This is a genomic window from Bradyrhizobium sp. Pha-3, assembly GCF_042258325.1.
GTDB lineage: Bacteria > Pseudomonadota > Alphaproteobacteria > Rhizobiales > Xanthobacteraceae > Bradyrhizobium > Bradyrhizobium elkanii.
This window is the reverse complement of record NZ_CP170151.1, coordinates 937459-955452: the sequence shown is the minus strand read 5'-3', so window position 1 is coordinate 955452 and position 17994 is coordinate 937459. Positions and strand designations below refer to the sequence as shown.

Sequence of the window (17994 nt, the reverse complement as noted above, 5' to 3'; positions counted from 1 at the left end):
AAGCAGGACGGGACGATGCGACGGCGGGCGGCCTTCGGGCCGCAGGGCCGTTTCCGCATCGTCCAGCTGCTGCGTGCGGTCCCGATCCGCTGGCGCATCCTTTCGATCGCCCTGCTCAACTCCGCGGTCGTGATCGTGCTGGCGGTGCTGATCTGGAACGGCTCGAAGGTGCTCGGCTCGGCCTGGGAGGATGTCCGCCAGGTGCGGGAATCCGACAAGATCCTGGCCAAGCTCGAAAGCGAGACCAGCCGCCTGCAGAACCTGATCCATCGCTACATCAATCAGCCGAGCCCGGACCTGTTCGCCGAAATCCTGCTGCTCCGCGAGGCCGTGCTCGGTACGCTGACCAACCGGGCCTCGACCGACCCGATGCTGTCAGGCTCGGTCGAGGAGCTGGAGCGCGTCACCAGCCGTTTCCTCGACGGCTTCGGCGAGCTGCGCACCGTGCAGACCAGGATCGCCAAGACCTATGACGAGCAGGTGCTGTCGCCGACCAAGGACATGGCCGGGCTCTATTCGATCATCGAGGGCGCGACCGGCCATCGCGATGCACTGATCTGGCCCGCGCTCGGCAAGTCGCGCGAAGCGTTCACCTCGCTGCTGGTCGCCGCCAACGCCTACTATCTCTCGCTTGCCTCCTCGTCGGCCGAGGAAGCCCGCCGCAACATCGATACGATCGAGAAGACGATTCCCGTCATGACCGATCTGGCCGAAAACGATCTGCAGCGGATGGCGCTGGCGCGGCTCAAGGTCAAGACCGCCGAGCTGCGCGACGGGCTCGGCAAGCTCAGCGAGCAGCTCACCAACCGCACCGATCTGCTGCGCAACTCGATCGACGCCAGCCAGGCGGATGCGATCGGCGCGATCGACGATCTCTCGGTGAAGATGCGCCAGCGCGAGCAGAAGGCGCAGGAGACGTTCGACAAGACGCTGACCTCGATCTCGCGCCGGGTGCTGTCGATTGCCGTGATCTTCCTCGGCGTCATCATGTCGGCCGGCGTCATGATCGCGCTGTCGATCCGCCTGCCGCTGGCGCAGATCATGGCCGCGATGCGCACCATCACCTCGGGGGATCTCGACCGGCCGGTGCAGGGCACCTCGGCCAAGGACGAGGTCGGCGCCATGGCGCGTGCGGTCGAAGTGTTCCGCGAAAACGCGATCGCCAAGCGCAAGACCGAGGACGAGCTGCGCACCGCCAAGGAGGAAGCCGAAAGCGCGCTGCTCGAGCTCAATACCGCGCAGCAGAACCTGATCGATGCCGAGCGTCTCGCCGCGCTCGGCGGCCTCGTTGCCGGCGTCGCCCACGAGGTCAACAATCCGATCGGCATCAGCCTGACGGTAGCCTCGAGCTTCGCCCGCCGCAGCGAGATGTTCGAGAACGACCTGAAGACCGAGCCGCTGCGCCGCTCCAAGCTCGACGAGTTCGTGCGCGCCTCGCGTGACGCATCGCAGCAACTGGTCGCGAACCTGCAGCGCGCCGGCGAGCTGATCCAGTCGTTCAAGCAGGTCGCCGTCGATCGCTCGCATGCCGAGCGCCGCCAGTTTGCCTTGAGCGAATCCACCGACCAGATCGTGGCGAGCCTGCGGCCGGTGCTGAAGAAGGCCGCGATCGCGCTCTCGGTCGATGTGCCCGAGGGGCTCTTGATCGACGGTTATCCCGGCGCCTATGGGCAGATCTTAACCAATCTTTTCCTCAACGCCGTCAATCATGCCTTTGCCGATGGCCGCTCCGGCACCATCACCATCTCGGCGCGCGGGCGCGGCGCCGACGATGTCGAGATCATCTTCGCGGACGACGGGGCTGGCATGACGCCGGACGTGCAGCGGCAGGCGTTCGACCCGTTCTTTACGACGCGCCGCAACGAAGGTGGTACGGGCCTCGGCCTCCACATCGTCTATAACCTCGTCACCCAGCAGCTCGGTGGACGCATGATGCTGGAGTCAAGGGTAGGACAAGGCACCACTTTTCGCATTATCATGCCCAGGATCGCCAAAGGACAGCCCATGGGCCAGCCCACGATCACTGACGCAGCAGCCGACGGAACCAGTCAATGGCCGAACAGGACGATGTCCTCCAACTGATCGACGATACCGAGAGCCCCCCGGAGGACTCGTCGGCCCGCAAATGGAAGATCGCCGTCATCGATGACGATCACGCCGTCCATGAAGGCACCCGCTTCGCCCTGAGCGATTACAACCTGAACGGTTCGACGCTGGAGATCCTCTCGGCCTACTCTGCGGCCGAAGGCCGCACATTGATGCGCGACAACCCCGACATCGCAGCCGTGCTGCTCGACGTCATCATGGAGACCGACGTCGCCGGCCTCGAGCTCGTCGAGTTCATCCGCAACGAGATCAAGAACGAGACCGTGCGCATCATCCTGCGCACCGGCCAGCCCGGCCAGGCGCCGGAACGGCGCGTCATCGTGCAATACGACATCAACGACTACAAGGCGAAGACCGAGCTCACCGCCGACAAGCTGTTCACGTCGCTGACGGCCGCGCTGCGCAGCTACCAGCAGCTCGAACGCATGGTGCAGACACGGCGCGGGCTCGAGATCATCATCGACGCGGCCTCGACGCTGTACGATTTCAAGTCGATGCAGCGGCTGGCCGAGGGCGTGCTGACCCAGCTCGCGTCGCTGCTCAACGTCGACTGCGCCGGCATTCTGGTGCTGCGCGACGACGGCAATTCGGCCGCGGCCGATTTCTCGGTGCTGGCCTGCTCGGGCTGCTACAGCCGCTTCATCGGCACCACCTCGTCGAAGGCGCTCGATCCGGACCTGCGGCACATGGTGGAGGAAGCATTCCAGCGCCGCAAGAACGAGTTCGCCGACCACCGCAGCGTGCTCTATTCGCGCACCGGCAGCGGCCGCGAGGTCGTGGTGCTGCTGCAGGCCGAGCGCCAGCTCTCGGACACCGACCGTGCGCTGGTCGAGATCTTCTCGAGCCGGCTGTCGATCGCGTTCGACAATGTGATCCTCTACCAGCAGCTGCACGAGGCCAACACCCAGCTCGAGGACCGCGTCGCGCAGCGCACCCGCGCGCTGATGCAGGCCAACCGGCGGCTCTCGGCGCAATGGCTGCGGCTGCAGCGCGCCAACGGCTTCAAGAACGAGATCCTCGGCACCGTCGCCCACGATCTGAAGAACCCGCTCGGCGTCATCCTCGGCCGCACCGAGATGCTGACCGAGCTGATCGGCGCCGGCTCGCCGAAGGAAAACGTCACGTCGCAGGTCGAGCACATCCGGGACGCCACCAAGCGGCTGACCTCGATGGTCGACCATCTGATCTCGGACGCGATGGCCGATGCGTTCGACATCACCATCCGCCGCGAGCCGGTCGACGTCGCGGCCCTGGTCAACGAGGTCACCGAGGCGAATTTGCCCTCGGCGGTCAACAAGCAGCAGAGCATCTCGGTCTCGGGGCCGCAGCAGTTCGTCACGATGTGCGACGCCGACCGGATCCGCGAGGCGATCGACAACCTCGTCAGCAACGCCATCAAGTACTCGCCGATCGGCGGCAAGATCACGGTCACGGTCAGCCATGAGGGCGACGACACCGTGATCCGGATCGTCGACCAGGGCCCCGGCCTCAGCCCGGAGGATCTCGGCCGGCTGTTCGGCCGGTTCCAGCGGCTGTCGGCCAAGCCGACCGCGGGCGAGAGCTCGACCGGCCTCGGCCTTTCCATCGTCAAGCGCATCATCGACATGCATGGCGGCCATGTGACCGCGCAGAGCCCGGGCCCCGGACAGGGGTCGACCTTTACGGTTACACTGCCGGCGACAGAGACATCATGAGCCAGAACCCGCACATCTTCATCGTGGACGATGAGGCACCGGCCCGCGAAATGGTCGGCGATTACCTCAAGATGCACGGCTTCGGCGTGACGCTGTGCGACGGCGGCAAGAGCCTGCGCAAGGAGATCGAGGGCTGCACGCCCGATCTCGTGGTGCTCGACCTCAACATGCCCGAGGAAGACGGGCTGTCGATCATTCGCGACCTCAAGAGCAAGATCAACGTCCCCGTCATCATGCTGACAGCTACTGCCAGCCCGATCGACCGGGTGGTCGGGCTGGAGCTCGGCGCCGACGACTACGTGGCAAAGCCCTGCGAATTGCGCGAGCTGATGGCGCGCATCCGCTCGGTGCTGCGGCGGAGCGGGCCGGCGAAAACGGCGGCGGCGGAACCGGCAAGCGCGAAGGCCGAAAAGGAGCAGCTGGTGCGGTTCGGCACCAAATGGCTCGATCTCGAGGCCCAGGCGCTGCGCGACGACGAGGGCAACGAGCATCCGCTGACGGCCTCCGAATTCGGCCTCCTGAAGGTGTTCGCGGCCAACCCGAAGCGGGTGCTGTCGCGCGAGCGGCTCCTGGAACTCGCCAATGCGCGCGACGCGGAAGCCTTCGACCGTGCCGTCGACCTGCGCATCATGCGCATCCGCCGCAAGATCGAATTCGACCCGACCAAGCCGTCCGTGATCCGGACCATCCGCGGCGGCGGCTACCTGTTCTCGCCGACCGGGGACAAGGCGTAGCGCTGCGAAAGCTGTCCCGCCTCTCAATGTCGTCCTGGCGAAAGCCAGGACCCATAACCACGACTGCCCGGGTTGGGTAGGCTGGACCCACAGCGGGCTCAAACAACGATCATTTGGGGTAATGGGTCCTGGCTTTCGCCAGGACGACAAATCGTTGTGTGGCACCGGCGGATTCAGCGACACAAAGGCTGTCAATCCGCGCAAAAATCCCTAAGTTTCGGCCATGCCGAAAACAGCCTCCAAAGCCCCCGCCAAGCCCGCATCGAAGACCGACCCCAAGCCCGTTGCCGCCAGGGCCACGGCGAAGGGCGACCATGTCTTCCTGGTCGACGGCTCGTCCTACATCTTCCGCGCCTACCACGCGCTGCCGCCGCTGAACCGCAAATCCGACGGGCTGCAGGTCAACGCCGTGCTCGGCTTCTGCAACATGCTGTGGAAGCTGCTGCGCGACATGCCCGAGGACAACCGGCCGACGCATCTGGCGATCGTGTTCGACAAGTCGGAGATCACGTTCCGCAACAAGCTCTATCCCGACTACAAGGCGCACCGGCCGCCGGCGCCCGACGATTTGATCCCGCAATTCGCGCTGATCCGCGAGGCGGTCCGCGCCTTCGAACTGCCCTGCCTCGAGCAGGTCGGCTTCGAGGCCGACGATCTGATCGCGACCTATGCGCGGCTCGCCAGCGAGCGCGGCGCGACCACGACGATCGTGTCATCGGACAAGGATCTGATGCAGCTCGTCAACGACAAGGTCGTGATGTACGACACGATGAAGGATCGCCGCATCGGCCGCGACGAGGTGATCGAGAAATTCGGCGTGCCGCCGGAGAAGGTGGTCGAGGTGCAGGCACTGGCCGGCGACTCCACCGACAACGTGCCCGGCGTGCCCGGCATCGGCATCAAGACCGCCGCGCAGCTGATCATCGAATATGGCGATCTCGATCAGCTGCTGTTCCGCGCCGGCGAGATCAAGCAGCCGAAGCGGCGCGAGGCGCTGCTCGAGAACGCCGAGAAGGCGCGCATCTCGCGCCAGCTCGTGCTGCTCGACGACAAGGTCGAGCTCGAAGTACCGCTCGACGACCTCGCCGTGAACGACCCCGACTCGCGCCGGCTGATCGCCTTCCTCAAGGCGATGGAGTTCACCACCCTCACCCGCCGCGTCGCCGACTACGCGCAGATCGACCCGGCCAATGTCGATGCCGATCCCGGCAACAAGAGCGGCGCGAGCGTGTTCTCGCCATTGCCGCCGTCCGATGTGACGCCAGCGCCCGGAGACGCCCCGACATCGGCCGCGGCACCGCTGCCGAAAGCCAGGCCGACCGGTGCGCGTGACGACAAGAACTCGAGCCTGAAGGGCACGCCCGCGACGCTGGCCGAGGCCCGTGGCGAGGCGATCCGGAAGACCGGCTTCGACCGCAAGGCGTATCAGGCGATCGGCAGTCTCGATCAGCTCAAGGCCGTCATCGCCCGCGTGCCCGACACCGGCTATGTCGCGATCGAGGCGATGTCGGAATCGATCGACCCGATGCAGGGCGAGCTCTCGGGCCTTGCACTGGCGCTGGCGCCAAACCATGCGTGTTACGTCCCGCTCAGCCACCGGCAGGCCGGCGGTGGCGCAGGCCTGTTCGATGCCGGCCTCGCGCCCGGCCAGATCAAGACCGCCGAGGCGCTGGCGGCGCTCAAGCCGCTGCTGGAGTCCGTCGGCATCCAGAAGGTCGGCTTCGACGTCAAGTTCACCTCGGTGATGCTGGCGCAGCACGGAATCACGCTGCGCAACATCGACGATGCGCAGCTGATGAGCTACGCGCTCGATGCGGGCCGTGGCTCGCATGCGCTGGAGGCGCTCGCCGAGCGCTGGTTCGGCCACGCCGTCGTCAATTACGGCGGCCTCGTCGGCAGCGGCAAGGGCAAGCTGACCTTCGATCAGGTCACGATCGACAAGGCCGGCGAATATGCGGCCGAAAGCGCCGACGTGATCCTGCGGCTGTGGCGGGTGCTGAAGCCCCGCCTCGTCGCCGAACGGATGACGACGGTGTACGAGACGCTGGAGCGGCCGCTGGTCTCGGTGCTGGCGCGGATGGAGCGGCGCGGCATCTCGATCGACCGCCAGGTGCTGTCGCGGCTGTCGGGCGATTTCGCCCAGACCGCGGCGCGCGTCGAGGCCGAGATCCAGGAGATCGCCGGCGAGCCGGTCAATGTCGGCAGCCCGAAGCAGATCGGCGACATCATCTTCGGCAAGATGGGATTGCCCGGCGGCAGCAAGACCAAGACCGGCGCATGGTCGACCACCGCGCAGGTGCTCGACGAGCTCGCCGAGCAAGGCCACGAATTCCCGAAGAAGATCCTGGAGTGGCGCCAGGTCTCGAAGCTGAAATCGACCTACACCGACGCGCTGCCGACCTACGTCAATCCGCAGACCCATCGCGTCCACACCACTTACGCGCTGGCCGCGACCACCACGGGCCGGTTGTCGTCGAACGAACCGAATCTGCAGAACATCCCTGTTCGTACCGAGGACGGCCGCAAGATCCGTCGCGCCTTCATCGCGACGCCGGGCCACAAGCTGGTGTCGGCCGACTACTCCCAGATCGAGTTGCGGCTGCTGGCCGAGATCGCCGACGTGCCGGTGCTGCGCCAGGCATTCCGCGACGGGCTCGACATTCACGCCATGACCGCCTCCGAAATGTTCGGCGTGCCGATCAAGGACATGCCGAGCGAGGTGCGCCGCCGCGCCAAGGCGATCAACTTCGGCATCATCTACGGCATCTCGGCATTCGGCCTCGCCAACCAGCTCGGCATCGCCCGCGAGGAGGCCTCGGCCTACATCAAGAAATACTTCGAGCGCTTCCCGGGCATCCGCGCCTATATGGACGAGACCAAGGATTTCTGCCGCCGCAACGGCTATGTGACGACGCTGTTCGGGCGCAAGTGCTACTACCCCGACATCAAGGCCTCCAACGCCTCGGTGCGCGCCTTCAACGAACGCGCCGCGATCAACGCGCGCCTGCAGGGCACCGCGGCCGACATCATCCGCCGCGCCATGATCCGCGTCGAGGACGCACTCACCGAGAAGAAGCTCTCGGCGCAGATGCTTTTGCAGGTGCATGACGAACTGATCTTCGAGGTGCCGGACGATGAGGTCGCGGCGACGCTGCCGGTGGTGCAGAAGGTGATGCAGGACGCACCCTTCCCGGCGGTGCTCCTGTCGCTGCCGCTGCAGGTCGATGCGCGCGCGGCGAATAATTGGGACGAGGCGCATTAGCGTCTCAAGAGCGAGGCTCATGGGTGACGCAACGCTATCGCCGCGTGCGCGGCTCCGCTCCAAGTAAGGTAAGCACCGGCAGTCGGGCTCCCTCCCCCCTTGCGGGGGAGGGTGGGGAGAGGGGTATCACACGACGTGCTCTCAACAGGACCGTCGATGACGCGCGGTTCGATATTGCACGAGCCGCGCGTCCATTGATCATCTCGCCCGGGACTACCCCTCTCCCCACCCTCTCCCGCAAGGGGAGAGGGAGCCTGACCGATGTGCTCACCTTACTCGCCATGTGCGATCAGCCGTTCCGGCCGAAACTCTCGCACCACCGCGGCCGCGACATTGCTCCGAGAGCAATTCCAGCATGGCCGCGCCGCGGACGACACGCTAGAAGTGTGCGCATCCCCTCGCGAGACCCGTCATGCCCCACACATCCGCTTTGCTCGGCTTTGCGCTCGTCTGCCTCGGCATGGTGCTGACGCCGGGACCGAACATGATGTACCTGATCTCGCGCTCGATCACGCAGGGGCCGGCGGCCGGCATCGTCTCGCTCGGCGGCGTCGCGCTCGGCTTCGTGTTCTACATGCTGTGCGCGGCGTTCGGCATCACCGCGCTGCTGTTCGCAATCCCCTACGCTTACGATGCGCTGCGCTTCGCCGGCGCGGGCTATCTGCTCTGGCTGGCGTGGCAGGCATTGAAGCCCGGCGGCCGCTCGCCGTTCCAGGTCAAGGCGCTGAAGGTCGACGGCCCGCGCAAGCTGTTCGCGATGGGCTTCGTCACCAATCTCCTGAACCCGAAGATCGCGATGCTCTATCTGGCGCTGCTGCCGCAGTTCATCGATCCCGCCGGCGGCAGCGTGCTGACGCAATCGCTCGCGCTCGGCTCGATCCAGATCGTGATCAGCGTCAGCGTCAACGCGATGGTCGCCCTCGCCGCCGGTTCGATCGCGGTGTTCCTCGGCACCCGCCCGACCTGGCTGCTGGTGCAGCGCTGGCTGATGGGCACGGTGCTGGCAGGACTGGCGATGAAGATGGCGCTCGAGGCACGGCGGGCCTAGCGAGTACCCTCTCCCCTTGTGGGAGAGGGTGGCTTCGATGCTTCGCATCGAAGCCGGGTGAGGGGTTGTTTCCACGAGTTCGTCTGCGGGGACAACCCCTCATCCGGCGCTTCGCGCCACCTTCTCCCACAAGGGGAGAAGGGAAGTAAGCGCGTAGGATGGGTAGAGCGCAGCGAAACCCATCATGACCGCCGCGGATTCGAAGTGATGGGTTTCGCTTCGCTCTACCCATCCTACGGTTCAGCAACCCTCAATCCAGCTTCGCGTCCATTCCCCGCTTCGTGGCGGGGCGGGCCATCAGCGTCTCGTACCAGCGCTTGACGTTGGGGAAGTCGGCCAGATCGACCTTGTGGCGCGGATGGCGCCAGGCCCAGCCGAGGATGGCGAAATCGGCGACCGAGAGATCGCCGGCGACGAATTCGCGCCCATCAAGCCGGCGGTCCAGCACGCCGTAGAGTCGCCGCGTCTCGGCCATGTAGCGCTTCAGGCCGTAGGCGCGGTCCTGCTCGTTCTCCAGCGCGATGAAATGGTGCACCTGGCCCGGCATCGGACCGAAGCCGCCCATCTGCCACATCAGCCACTCATAGACCGGAATCCGTTGCGCCAGCGGCTTCGGCAGGAACTTGCCGGTCTTCTCGCCGAGATAGAGCAGGATCGCGCCGGACTCGAAAATGCTGACCGGCTTGCCGCCGGGCCCATCCGGATCGACGATCGCCGGGATCTTGTTGTTCGGGCTGATCGCGAGGAAGGCGGGCGCCATCTGCTCGCCCTTGCTGATGTTCACCGGGATCACCTTGTAGGGCAGCCCCATTTCCTCCAGCGCCACCGAGATCTTGCGGCCGTTGGGCGTGTTCCAGGTGTGCAGCTCGATGGTCATTTCCGCTTCCCGTGCAAGTGTTTGGCCGAGTGTTTGGCGCCTGCTTACGGGGAACGGAACGGCCGCACAACCGCGCTTTCCGGAAAGCACGCCCGCGGAAATCGCGGCTTGGGCACTGTTGACGGCCCGATTTCCACGCTGGAATGTGCCGGTAAGCGTGGATAGATTGCCGCCCGCCTCAAACCCTCAAGGGAAAAAGTCTTTGTCCAAATCAGCCTCCCGCGCCCGCCTCGCCGAGATCATCCGCAAGCGTTCGTTCGGCCGCGGCGAGATCACGCTGGCGTCGGGCCGCAAGAGCGACTTCTATTTCAACCTGAAGCCGACGATGCTCGATCCCGAGGGCGCGGCGCTGCTCGCCGAGCTCACCTATGAAGCGCTGAAGGACGACAAGCTCGATTTCGTCGGCGGGCTCGAGATGGGCGCGGTGCCGCTCGCCGGTGCGATCGCGCAGCTATCCTGGCTGAAGGGACACCCGATCGCGGCGTTCTTCGTGCGCAAGAAGCCGAAGGAGCACGGCGCGAAGCTTTCCGTCGAAGGGCTTGCGAAGGGCGAGAGCCTTGCGGGCAAGCGCATCGTCATCGTCGAGGACGTCACCACGACAGGCGGCTCGGCGCTGAAGGCGGTGGAAGCCGTGCGCGAGGCCGGCGGCGAGATCGCGCTGGTCTTCACCATGGTCGACCGCGAGGAAGGCGCGACCGAGACGTTTGCCGAAGCCGGCTTGCCGTTCCGCGCGCTGTACAAGGCGGGCGAGTTCCTGAAGGACTGAGGCTCTTTCGCGGCTGACTCCCGCCGTCGCGTATCGCCGCGCGGTGCGCGCTTCATGTGACGTCGTCACCCCCAAATCAATCGCTCGTTTACCATCCCGCCTTAAGGTGAATCCGCCGGGGCAGCGTGTCGCCGCGGCGTGGCGCGTCGGGTGGAGTTGGCGTTGCGTACAGAGTTGAGTGATCGGCGCATGCGGCGCCGCGTGATGCTTGCCGCCGCAGCCTTTGCGGGTTCCATCCTGGTGGTGCCCGCGCCTGTGTCAGCCGAAGGGCTGCTCGACTTCTTCTTCGGCGGCTCCCAGAAGCAGCAGAGCCGGCAGGCACCGCCGCAAGCCAGTTTCTTCGCCGACCCGTTCGGCCTCAACCAGCAGGCTGAACGGCAGCCGTCCGCGCCCATCTCGGCGCCGCGCGTGGCCGGTTCCGGACCGGCGTATTGCGTGCGCAGCTGCGACGGCAAATATTTTCCGCTGACGATGCGCGGCAACGCCACGCCGGCGCAGCTTTGCCAGGCGTTCTGTCCCGCGAGCGCGACCAAGGTCTATTACGGCAGCCATATCGACAGCGCCGCATCGACCGCCGGCGAACGCTACGCCGACAGCGAGAACGCCTTCGCTTATCGCAAGGCGCTGCGCGCCGACTGCACCTGCAACGGCCGCGACCCGGCGGGGCTCGCACCGGTCGACCTCGCGCTCGATGCCTCGCTGCGTGCCGGCGACGTGATCGCGACCACCGACGGCCTCGTCGCCTATACCGGCATCCGGGTCGGCAACGAGCAGTCCTTCGACTTCACGCCGGTTGCCTCCTATCCCGGATTGACCTCGGCGGTCCGCGCGCGGCTCGGCGAAATGAAGGTCGCCCCCGTCAGCGCCGAGATCGCGGGCGATGCGCCGCTGCCTGAAACCGGCCGCGATGTGGCGCCGTCGGCGCCATCGTCTGTTGCGCCGAAGGGCAACGCCGCGAAGCCCGCCAAGCGGGCCGAGGCGAACTGACGGCTTCGAGCTGAGCGCCTGTCAGCGCGCCACGATCACGCCGATCACGTTCGGCGCGGCCATGTATTTCTCCTCGATCGCGGCCCGCGCGGCCGCGCGGTTCTCCGGATTGAGGATGCCGCGCTTCTCGGCGAGGATCATCCAGCAATAGCCCCACCAGTCCGTCAGCATGCCGTGATCGTCGACGAGATCATAACCCTGCTCGCCGGCAAAGATCCGCGCATGCGCTTCATCGAGCGAATCGAGCCAGGCGTGATCCTCGTCCGAGAACAGCTCGTCACTGAAATCATCCGTGGTGTAGCCCCAGATCGACATGCAGACCGCGTTGAACTCGCGATCGAGCTGGTCGTCATCGATCGGCTGGCGCCGCGAGGCCTGGTGCAGCCGCGATAGCGACCGCGCGAAATCGGCAATCCGGGTCAGAGCGAATTGATCGAAGGCGATGGTGGACATGTAGTCCTCGCAGAGACTGAAAGACCATAGATATTGTGTCGGCGCAGGCGCCGAATCACAATGATATATCAAAGACTTGCTAAAGTGTTCTTAATTCGTTCTGATTGGTTTATTGATCGTTCCAAGACGTCGTCCTGGTGAAAGCCAGGACCCAACCCCAATAGGCCGACATCTCGCGAGCTTGGGCCACGAATGAGCACCGCTGGCAGCTATTACGTCTACATCCTCGCAAGCCGGCATCACGGCACGATCTATATCGGGGTCACCAACGATGTCGGCGCGCGGCTTGAATTGCACCGTTCCGGGCGAGGCTCCAGATTTGTGCTGAAGTACAAAATATTCGCCTCGTTCATGTCGAGGAATTCGCCTCGCCGCAGGAAGCGATCGCACGCGAGAAGCAGCTGAAGTTCTGGAAGCGCGATTGGAAGATCAAGCTGATCGAAGCAGAAAATCCGGATTGGAACGACCTGTCCGGCCTCATCTGACTATTGGGGTAATGGGTCCTGGCTTTCGCCAGGACGACGACTGAGGCGCGAGCGAGCATCATCGCTCTGTCACGCATAAGCTGCCCCCAAAGCAATTCGGGCCGCTGACCAGGTCAGCGGCCCGTTGAAAATGGCTTCGGAATGAAATGCGTCGGAGCTGAAAAATGTGCCCGCCCCACGAGCGACAGCTGTGTTTGTAAACGCTCCGTTAAGCCTTGGAAATCCGTATCACCACGGTGTTTCGGATTGCGCGTGAAAGCCCGTTGCGCGGCCGCTCAATTCGCCGCCGAGAGCAGCTTGTCGCCGCAGGCATTTGCGTAGAACTTGCCGCCGCATTGCCGCTTGATGGCGGCGCAGCGCGCGGCGGGCGATGCGTTCTGCGCCACGCTGAAGCCGCAACTCAGGCCGTCGGCGCTGCGGCCCGGTCTGCCCGCTGCATCGGCTGCGCTGGTCGCCGTGATGCACACCACGAGCAACGCCGCGGCCGCGATCTCGATCAAGAGTCTCATCACGCATCCTCCGGTCAATTGTCGCGAAATCCCGGCTTCTGCAGCGCCATCGTAGCACCCATGACGGCTGGTCCGGAAGGTTCCCGAAGCGGCCCGGTCCTTGCATAAAATCACGGCAGCGCTGTGTATGGCATCGTCCCTGACGGTTTCGATTGCCAAGCAACGCGGGTATCATTGCGCCGGAGCGTGATCGGAAGGCCGCGGAACCAGGATTTCCGGGGGAACCATGCTCCACCAATGAGATGGGGTCATGATGCGCATCATCGCATCATGTTCCGGTTCGAACGGCAGGGATTGGGCGCGTTGCAGGAACAGACAAACTACCCGGCATTGAACCAGCCGATCGATGAGCTGGCGCTGACCGAGATCAAGAGCGCGATCCTGGCCAAGCTCCGGCTTGCGATCGGCAAGGACGCCACCGTTGCGACCAGACGCGACTGGTACAAGGCCGCGGCGCTGACGCTGCGCGACCGCATCGTGCACCACTGGCTGACGGCCGAGAAGCAGAGCTACGACGCCGGCGCCAAACGCGTCTATTATCTCTCGCTCGAGTTCCTGATCGGGCGCCTGTTCACCGACGCGCTCAACAATATGGGACTGCTGCCGCTGTTCGAGGCGGCGCTCGGCGACCTCGGCGTCGATCTCTCGGACCTGCGCAAATGCGAGCCGGATGCGGCGCTCGGCAATGGCGGCCTCGGCCGGCTTGCGGCCTGCTTCATGGAGAGCATGGCGACGTTGGCGATCCCCGCGACCGGCTACGGCATCCGCTACGATTTCGGGCTGTTCCGCCAGATCATGAACCATGGCTGGCAGCAGGAATATCCCGACGAGTGGCTCGCCTTCGGCAATCCCTGGGAATTCCAGCGGCCGGAGGTGGTCTACAACGTTCACTTCGGCGGCCATGTCGAGCATGTCGACGATCGCGGCCGCGACCGCGCCACCTGGCACCCGGCGGAAACCGTCGAGGCCATGGCCTACGACACGCCGATCGTCGGCTGGCGCGGCCAGCACGTCAACGCGCTCCGCCTGTGGTCGGCGCATGCGCCCGACCCGCTCGAGCTCGACGTCTTCAACACCGGCGACTACGTCTCGGCCAGCGCCGAGCAGGCCCGCGCGGAAGCGATCTGCAAATTCCTGTATCCGAACGACGAGAGCGCGGCGGGCCGCGAGCTCCGGCTGCGCCAGGAATATTTCTTCGTCTCGGCCTCGTTGCAGGATCTCGTGAAGCGGCATCTCGCCTCCGACGGCGGCCTGCGCAACCTCGCGCAGAAGGCGGCGGTGCAGCTCAACGACACCCATCCGAGCCTTGCGGTCACCGAGCTGATGCGCATCCTGGTCGACCTGCACAATTTCCGCTGGGACGAGGCCTGGAAGATCACGGTCGCGACGCTGTCCTACACCAACCACACGCTGCTGCCCGAGGCGCTCGAGACCTGGCCGGTCGAATTGTTCGAGCGGCTGCTGCCGCGGCATCTCGAGATCATCTACCGCATCAATGTGGCCCATCTTGCGCTCGCCGAGGAACGCTTCCCCGGCGACATCGAATATCGCGCCTCGGTCTCGCTGATCGACGAGCGCAGCGGCCGCCGCGTGCGGATGGGCCAGCTCGCCTTCGTCGGCTCGCATCGCATCAACGGCGTCTCCGCGATGCATTCCGACCTGATGAAGGAGACCGTGTTCCACGACCTGCATCATCTCTATCCATCGCGCATCACCAACAAGACCAACGGCATCACCTTCCGCCGCTGGCTGATGCTGGCCAACCCGCGGCTGACCGCGCTGCTGCGCGAAACCTGCGGCGAGGCCGTGCTCGACGACTTCTCGCTGCTCGAGCGGCTCGAGACCCATTCGAGCGATCTGGAATTCCAGAAGCGCTTTCGCGACGTCAAGCATCACAACAAGCTGGCGCTGGCGCGGCTGATCCGCGAGCGCAATGGCATCCAGGTCGATCCCTCGGCGCTGTTCGACGTCCAGATCAAGCGCATCCACGAATACAAGCGGCAGCTGCTCAACATCCTGGAGACGATCGCGCTGTACCACGCGATGAAGGACGATCCGCGGCGCGACTGGGTGCCGCGCGTGAAAATCTTCGCCGGCAAGGCGGCGGCGAGCTATCGCTACGCCAAGCTGATCATCAAGCTGATCAACGACGTCGCCGAGGTCGTCAACAACGACGCTTCGCTCGGCGGCAGGCTGAAGGTCGCCTTTCTCGCCGACTACAATGTCAGCCTCGCCGAGGTGATCATTCCGGCCGCCGATCTCTCCGAGCAGATTTCGACCGCCGGCATGGAGGCCTCCGGCACCGGCAACATGAAGCTCGCGCTGAACGGCGCACTGACGATCGGCACGCTCGACGGCGCCAATATCGAGATCCGCGACAATGTCGGCGAGGAGAACATCGCGATCTTCGGCCTCGAGGCCGGCGACGTCATGGTCCGCCGCAAGCAGGGATTGGACGCCAGCGACGCGATCCGCAACTCGCCACGGCTGGAGCGCGCGATCCGCGCCATCGAGAGCGGCGAGTTCTCGCCCGGCGATCCCGCACGCTTCGCCTCGATCGGGCACGCGCTGCGTTATCTCGATCACTACATGGTCTCGGCCGATTTCGATTCCTACTACGACGCGCAGCGCGGCATCGATGCCCGCTGGCGCGTGCCTTCCGCCTGGACCCGCGCCTCGATCCTCAATGTCGCGCGCATGGCCTGGTTCTCCTCCGACCGCACCATCCGCGAATATGCCGAGGACATCTGGCACGTGCCGGTGCATCCGGGCGCCTCGCCGCAGCTCGGCGCCCAGCGCGAGGCGAAGGGATAATCCCGGGACGCGGAAATCGATTACGCCCGACGTCATTGAAATCAACGCAATTGCTCGCGATATTGCATGACGGACGTCATTGCTCGTCATTGCGTATGGCGATACGGAAGCGCCAGTCGATATTGAAAGATCCGCATGCTCACCAAGACCCCGCACCTTTTCGATGAAGCAACCGCCGTGACCGCCGGCGACAGCCGCTGGCAGGGACGGACCAGCCCGGATTACTGGGCGTTCGTCGGCCCGTTCGGCGGCTGCACGGCCGCGACGATCCTGCGCGCGCTGATGCAGCACCCGCAGCGCGCGGGCGATCCGCTGGCGCTGACGGTCAACTACTGCGCGCCTGTCGCCGAGGGCGTGTTCGATCTCGATGTCCGCCTGGTCAAGGCCAACCGCTCGAGCCAGCACTGGTCGGTCGAGATGACGCAGGGCGGCGGCGAGGTCGCGACGCTGGCGACCGCCGTGTTCGCCGAGCGCCGCCCGTCCTGGTCGCACCAGCCCGCCGGGTTTCCGGGCGCCGTGCCGTTCGAAGAGCTGCGCTCCTTTCCGAAGCTCAAGATGACCTGGGCCAACCAGTACGATTTCCGCTTCGCCGAGGGCGAGCCGAAGTTCGCCGGCGGCGGCGGCGCGAAACAGCCGTCGAGCCCCTATTCAAAGCTCTGGATCGCCGACCGTGTGCCGCGCAAGCTCGATGCGCTGTCGTTGATGTCGATGTCGGACGCGTTCTTCGGCCGCATCTTCCACGCAAGGCACGAGCTGGTGCCGTTCGGCACCGTGTCGCTGACGACCTATTTCCACGCCGACGCCGCCGACCTGGACGCGGAGGACACCACCCGCGTGCTCGCCACAGCCGACGCCAAGACCTTCCACAAGAGCTACGGCGACCAGCACGGCGAATTGTGGTCGCCTTCCGGCCGGCTGCTCGCGACCACGACGCAGATCGCTTACTTCAAGGCGTAAGCGTATCGAGCGGATCGGCCACCGGCACGCGTGGAGCCGTAGCCAAATATCCACATTGGTCTGTTACGACTGCATTGCCTATTTCAAGGGTTGAGGGAACATTGGCACGTCGCTTCTGTTCCACACCTTTGGGAGCACTGCTGCATGTCCGAAGCCGACACTTCAAAGCCCTCGCGCATCGCCCTGCTTGGCGTTCCCATCGAGATCGGCGCGTCGCAGGCCGGCCCGCTGATGGGACCGGACGCGCTGCGCACCGCCGGCATCGCGCGCCTGCTCGAGCAGCTCGACTTCCAGGTCGACGACCACGGCAACCTTGCGATCCCGCAGGTCGTCGCCGACGGCCCGGTGCCGGCCAACACCAGGTTCTATGACGAAGTGAAGACCTGGACCCGTGCGCTCACCGAGCGAGCCTATTGGCTGGCGCATTCCGGCGCGATCCCGATCTTCATGGGCGGCGATCATTCATTGTCGATGGGGTCGATCAACGGCGTCGCACGCTACTGGCAGGAAAAGGGCCGGCCGCTGTTTGCGCTGTGGGTCGACGCGCATGCCGACTACAACACGCCGGCCACCACCATCACCGGCAACATGCACGGCATGTCGGCTGCGTTCCTGTGCGGCGAGCCCGGTCTCGACGATTTGCTCGGCGGGCTGCCGCGCGCCTCGATCCCGCCCGATCAGCTCGACCTGATCGGCACGCGCTCGGTCGATCCGCTGGAGCGCAAGCTGCTGCGGCAGCGCAACGTGTCGATCGCGGACATGCGCCAGATCGACGAGTTCGGCGTCGCGGTGCTCACGCGCCGCGTCATCGAACGCGTCAGGGCGAAGAACGGCGTGCTGCACGTCTCGTTCGATGTCGACTTCCTCGATCCGGCGGTGGCGCCCGGCGTCGGCACCACGGTGCCGGGCGGCGCGACCTATCGGGAAGCCCATCTCATCATGGAGCTGCTGCACGATTCCGGGCTGGTGCGCTCGCTCGACATCGTCGAGCTCAATCCCTTCCTCGACGAGCGCGGGCGCACCGCGCGCGTCGCCGTCGAATTGATCGGCAGCCTGTTCGGCCTGCAGATCACCGACCGCCAGACGCCGAGCAACGCCGTGCTGCCGGAGATGGGGGAGTAGCGAGTCGCGAAGCGCGCTCCGCTCCGCCCCGTCCCGTCATCCTGAGGTGCGAGCGGAGCGAGCCTCGAAGGATGCACGGCCCGGCTGGTGGCCGTCGACCCTTCGAGACGCGCGCGCTGCGCGCTCCTCAGGGTGACGGAATTAGCAGTCGCGCGCGCTCGCCAGGCATCAAAACAAAAA

13 protein-coding genes and 1 pseudogene are annotated in these 17994 nt (G+C 65.4%); 11 read left to right on the top strand and 3 right to left on the bottom strand.

What is annotated here, in order from left to right:
• The first annotated feature begins 15 nt into the window (after positions 1-15).
• The 5 genes from ACE10X_RS04525 (at position 16) to ACE10X_RS04505 (ending at position 8844) form a co-directional block, all read left to right on the top strand.
• Positions 16-2082, top strand: coding sequence for a HAMP domain-containing sensor histidine kinase (locus ACE10X_RS04525; RefSeq protein ID WP_038384914.1), 2067 nt, complete (start codon positions 16-18; stop codon positions 2080-2082).
• A complete protein-coding gene (locus ACE10X_RS04520; protein ID WP_028340476.1) occupies positions 2052-3800 on the top strand; it encodes a DUF3369 domain-containing protein in 1749 nt (582 codons plus the stop codon). The genes ACE10X_RS04525 and ACE10X_RS04520 overlap by 31 nt, the downstream gene beginning before the upstream one ends.
• Complete coding sequence (locus tag ACE10X_RS04515) at positions 3797-4534, top strand: response regulator (RefSeq protein ID WP_038384915.1); 738 nt, start codon at positions 3797-3799, stop codon at positions 4532-4534. Before ACE10X_RS04520 ends, ACE10X_RS04515 begins: the two co-directional genes overlap by 4 nt.
• A 223-nt stretch (positions 4535-4757) precedes the next feature.
• Positions 4758-7796 carry a DNA polymerase I gene (gene polA, locus ACE10X_RS04510; protein WP_038384916.1) on the top strand — a complete coding sequence of 1013 codons (3039 nt, stop codon included), beginning with the start codon at positions 4758-4760 and terminating at the stop codon, positions 7794-7796.
• Positions 7797-8208: 412 nt separating this feature from the next.
• Complete coding sequence (locus ACE10X_RS04505; protein ID WP_038384917.1) at positions 8209-8844, top strand: LysE family translocator; 636 nt, start codon at positions 8209-8211, stop codon at positions 8842-8844.
• A 250-nt stretch (positions 8845-9094) separates the two neighbouring features.
• Here the strand turns inward: ACE10X_RS04505 and ACE10X_RS04500 are convergent, their stop codons facing one another.
• Entirely contained in the window at positions 9095-9721 is a 627-nt protein-coding gene (locus ACE10X_RS04500) for a glutathione S-transferase family protein (RefSeq protein ID WP_038384999.1), read from the bottom strand.
• Positions 9722-9923: 202 nt separating this feature from the next.
• Between ACE10X_RS04500 and pyrE the strand changes: the two genes are divergently transcribed.
• Both pyrE and ACE10X_RS04490 read left to right on the top strand, forming a co-directional pair.
• Positions 9924-10487 (top strand): orotate phosphoribosyltransferase, encoded by a 564-nt coding sequence (gene pyrE / locus ACE10X_RS04495; protein WP_018269561.1) that lies wholly within the window; start codon positions 9924-9926, stop codon positions 10485-10487.
• Positions 10488-10676: 189 nt separating this feature from the next.
• A complete protein-coding gene (locus ACE10X_RS04490; protein WP_304557458.1) occupies positions 10677-11474 on the top strand; it encodes a DUF2865 domain-containing protein in 798 nt (265 codons plus the stop codon).
• Positions 11475-11495: 21 nt separating this feature from the next.
• Here ACE10X_RS04490 and ACE10X_RS04485 read toward each other — a convergent pair whose 3' ends face one another.
• Positions 11496-11927: a hypothetical protein gene (locus ACE10X_RS04485; protein WP_016843277.1), complete on the bottom strand. Its 432-nt coding sequence runs from the start codon at positions 11925-11927 to the stop codon at positions 11496-11498.
• Positions 11928-12119: 192 nt separating this feature from the next.
• Between ACE10X_RS04485 and ACE10X_RS04480 the strand changes: the two are divergent.
• Positions 12120-12412, top strand: a pseudogene (locus tag ACE10X_RS04480) (GIY-YIG nuclease family protein).
• A gap of 275 nt (positions 12413-12687) precedes the next feature.
• Here the strand turns inward: ACE10X_RS04480 and ACE10X_RS04475 are convergent.
• Entirely contained in the window at positions 12688-12921 is a 234-nt protein-coding gene (locus ACE10X_RS04475; RefSeq protein ID WP_016843279.1) for a hypothetical protein, read from the bottom strand.
• Between the two features lie 270 nt (positions 12922-13191).
• On the opposite strand from ACE10X_RS04475, the gene ACE10X_RS04470 reads away from it, so the two are divergent.
• The 3 genes from ACE10X_RS04470 (at position 13192) to rocF (ending at position 17814) form a co-directional block, all read left to right on the top strand.
• Positions 13192-15735, top strand: a complete 2544-nt coding sequence (locus ACE10X_RS04470; RefSeq protein ID WP_375764566.1) for a glycogen/starch/alpha-glucan phosphorylase — start codon at positions 13192-13194, stop codon at positions 15733-15735.
• A gap of 135 nt (positions 15736-15870) precedes the next feature.
• Positions 15871-16692: an acyl-CoA thioesterase II gene (locus ACE10X_RS04465; protein ID WP_038385009.1), complete on the top strand. Its 822-nt coding sequence runs from the start codon at positions 15871-15873 to the stop codon at positions 16690-16692.
• A 144-nt stretch (positions 16693-16836) separates the two neighbouring features.
• Positions 16837-17814 carry an arginase gene (gene rocF / locus ACE10X_RS04460; protein ID WP_038385010.1) on the top strand — a complete coding sequence of 326 codons (978 nt, stop codon included), beginning with the start codon at positions 16837-16839 and terminating at the stop codon, positions 17812-17814.
• Positions 17815-17994: the final 180 nt, after the last annotated feature.

Excerpts from the sequence above, each read along its gene's own strand:
- ACE10X_RS04525 (WP_038384914.1), top strand. The coding sequence starts at position 16 with ATGCGACGGCGGGCGGCCTTCGGGCCGCAGGGCCGTTTCCGCATCGTC.
- ACE10X_RS04520 (WP_028340476.1), top strand. The coding sequence starts at position 2,052 with ATGGCCGAACAGGACGATGTCCTCCAACTGATCGACGATACCGAGAGC.
- ACE10X_RS04515 (WP_038384915.1), top strand. The coding sequence starts at position 3,797 with ATGAGCCAGAACCCGCACATCTTCATCGTGGACGATGAGGCACCGGCC.
- polA (WP_038384916.1), top strand. The coding sequence starts at position 4,758 with ATGCCGAAAACAGCCTCCAAAGCCCCCGCCAAGCCCGCATCGAAGACC.
- ACE10X_RS04505 (WP_038384917.1), top strand. The coding sequence starts at position 8,209 with ATGCCCCACACATCCGCTTTGCTCGGCTTTGCGCTCGTCTGCCTCGGC.
- ACE10X_RS04500 (WP_038384999.1), bottom strand. The coding sequence starts at position 9,721 with ATGACCATCGAGCTGCACACCTGGAACACGCCCAACGGCCGCAAGATC.
- ACE10X_RS04490 (WP_304557458.1), top strand. The coding sequence starts at position 10,677 with ATGCGGCGCCGCGTGATGCTTGCCGCCGCAGCCTTTGCGGGTTCCATC.
- ACE10X_RS04485 (WP_016843277.1), bottom strand. The coding sequence starts at position 11,927 with ATGTCCACCATCGCCTTCGATCAATTCGCTCTGACCCGGATTGCCGAT.
- ACE10X_RS04475 (WP_016843279.1), bottom strand. The coding sequence starts at position 12,921 with ATGAGACTCTTGATCGAGATCGCGGCCGCGGCGTTGCTCGTGGTGTGC.
- ACE10X_RS04470 (WP_375764566.1), top strand. The coding sequence starts at position 13,192 with ATGTTCCGGTTCGAACGGCAGGGATTGGGCGCGTTGCAGGAACAGACA.
- ACE10X_RS04465 (WP_038385009.1), top strand. The coding sequence starts at position 15,871 with ATGCTCACCAAGACCCCGCACCTTTTCGATGAAGCAACCGCCGTGACC.
- rocF (WP_038385010.1), top strand. The coding sequence starts at position 16,837 with ATGTCCGAAGCCGACACTTCAAAGCCCTCGCGCATCGCCCTGCTTGGC.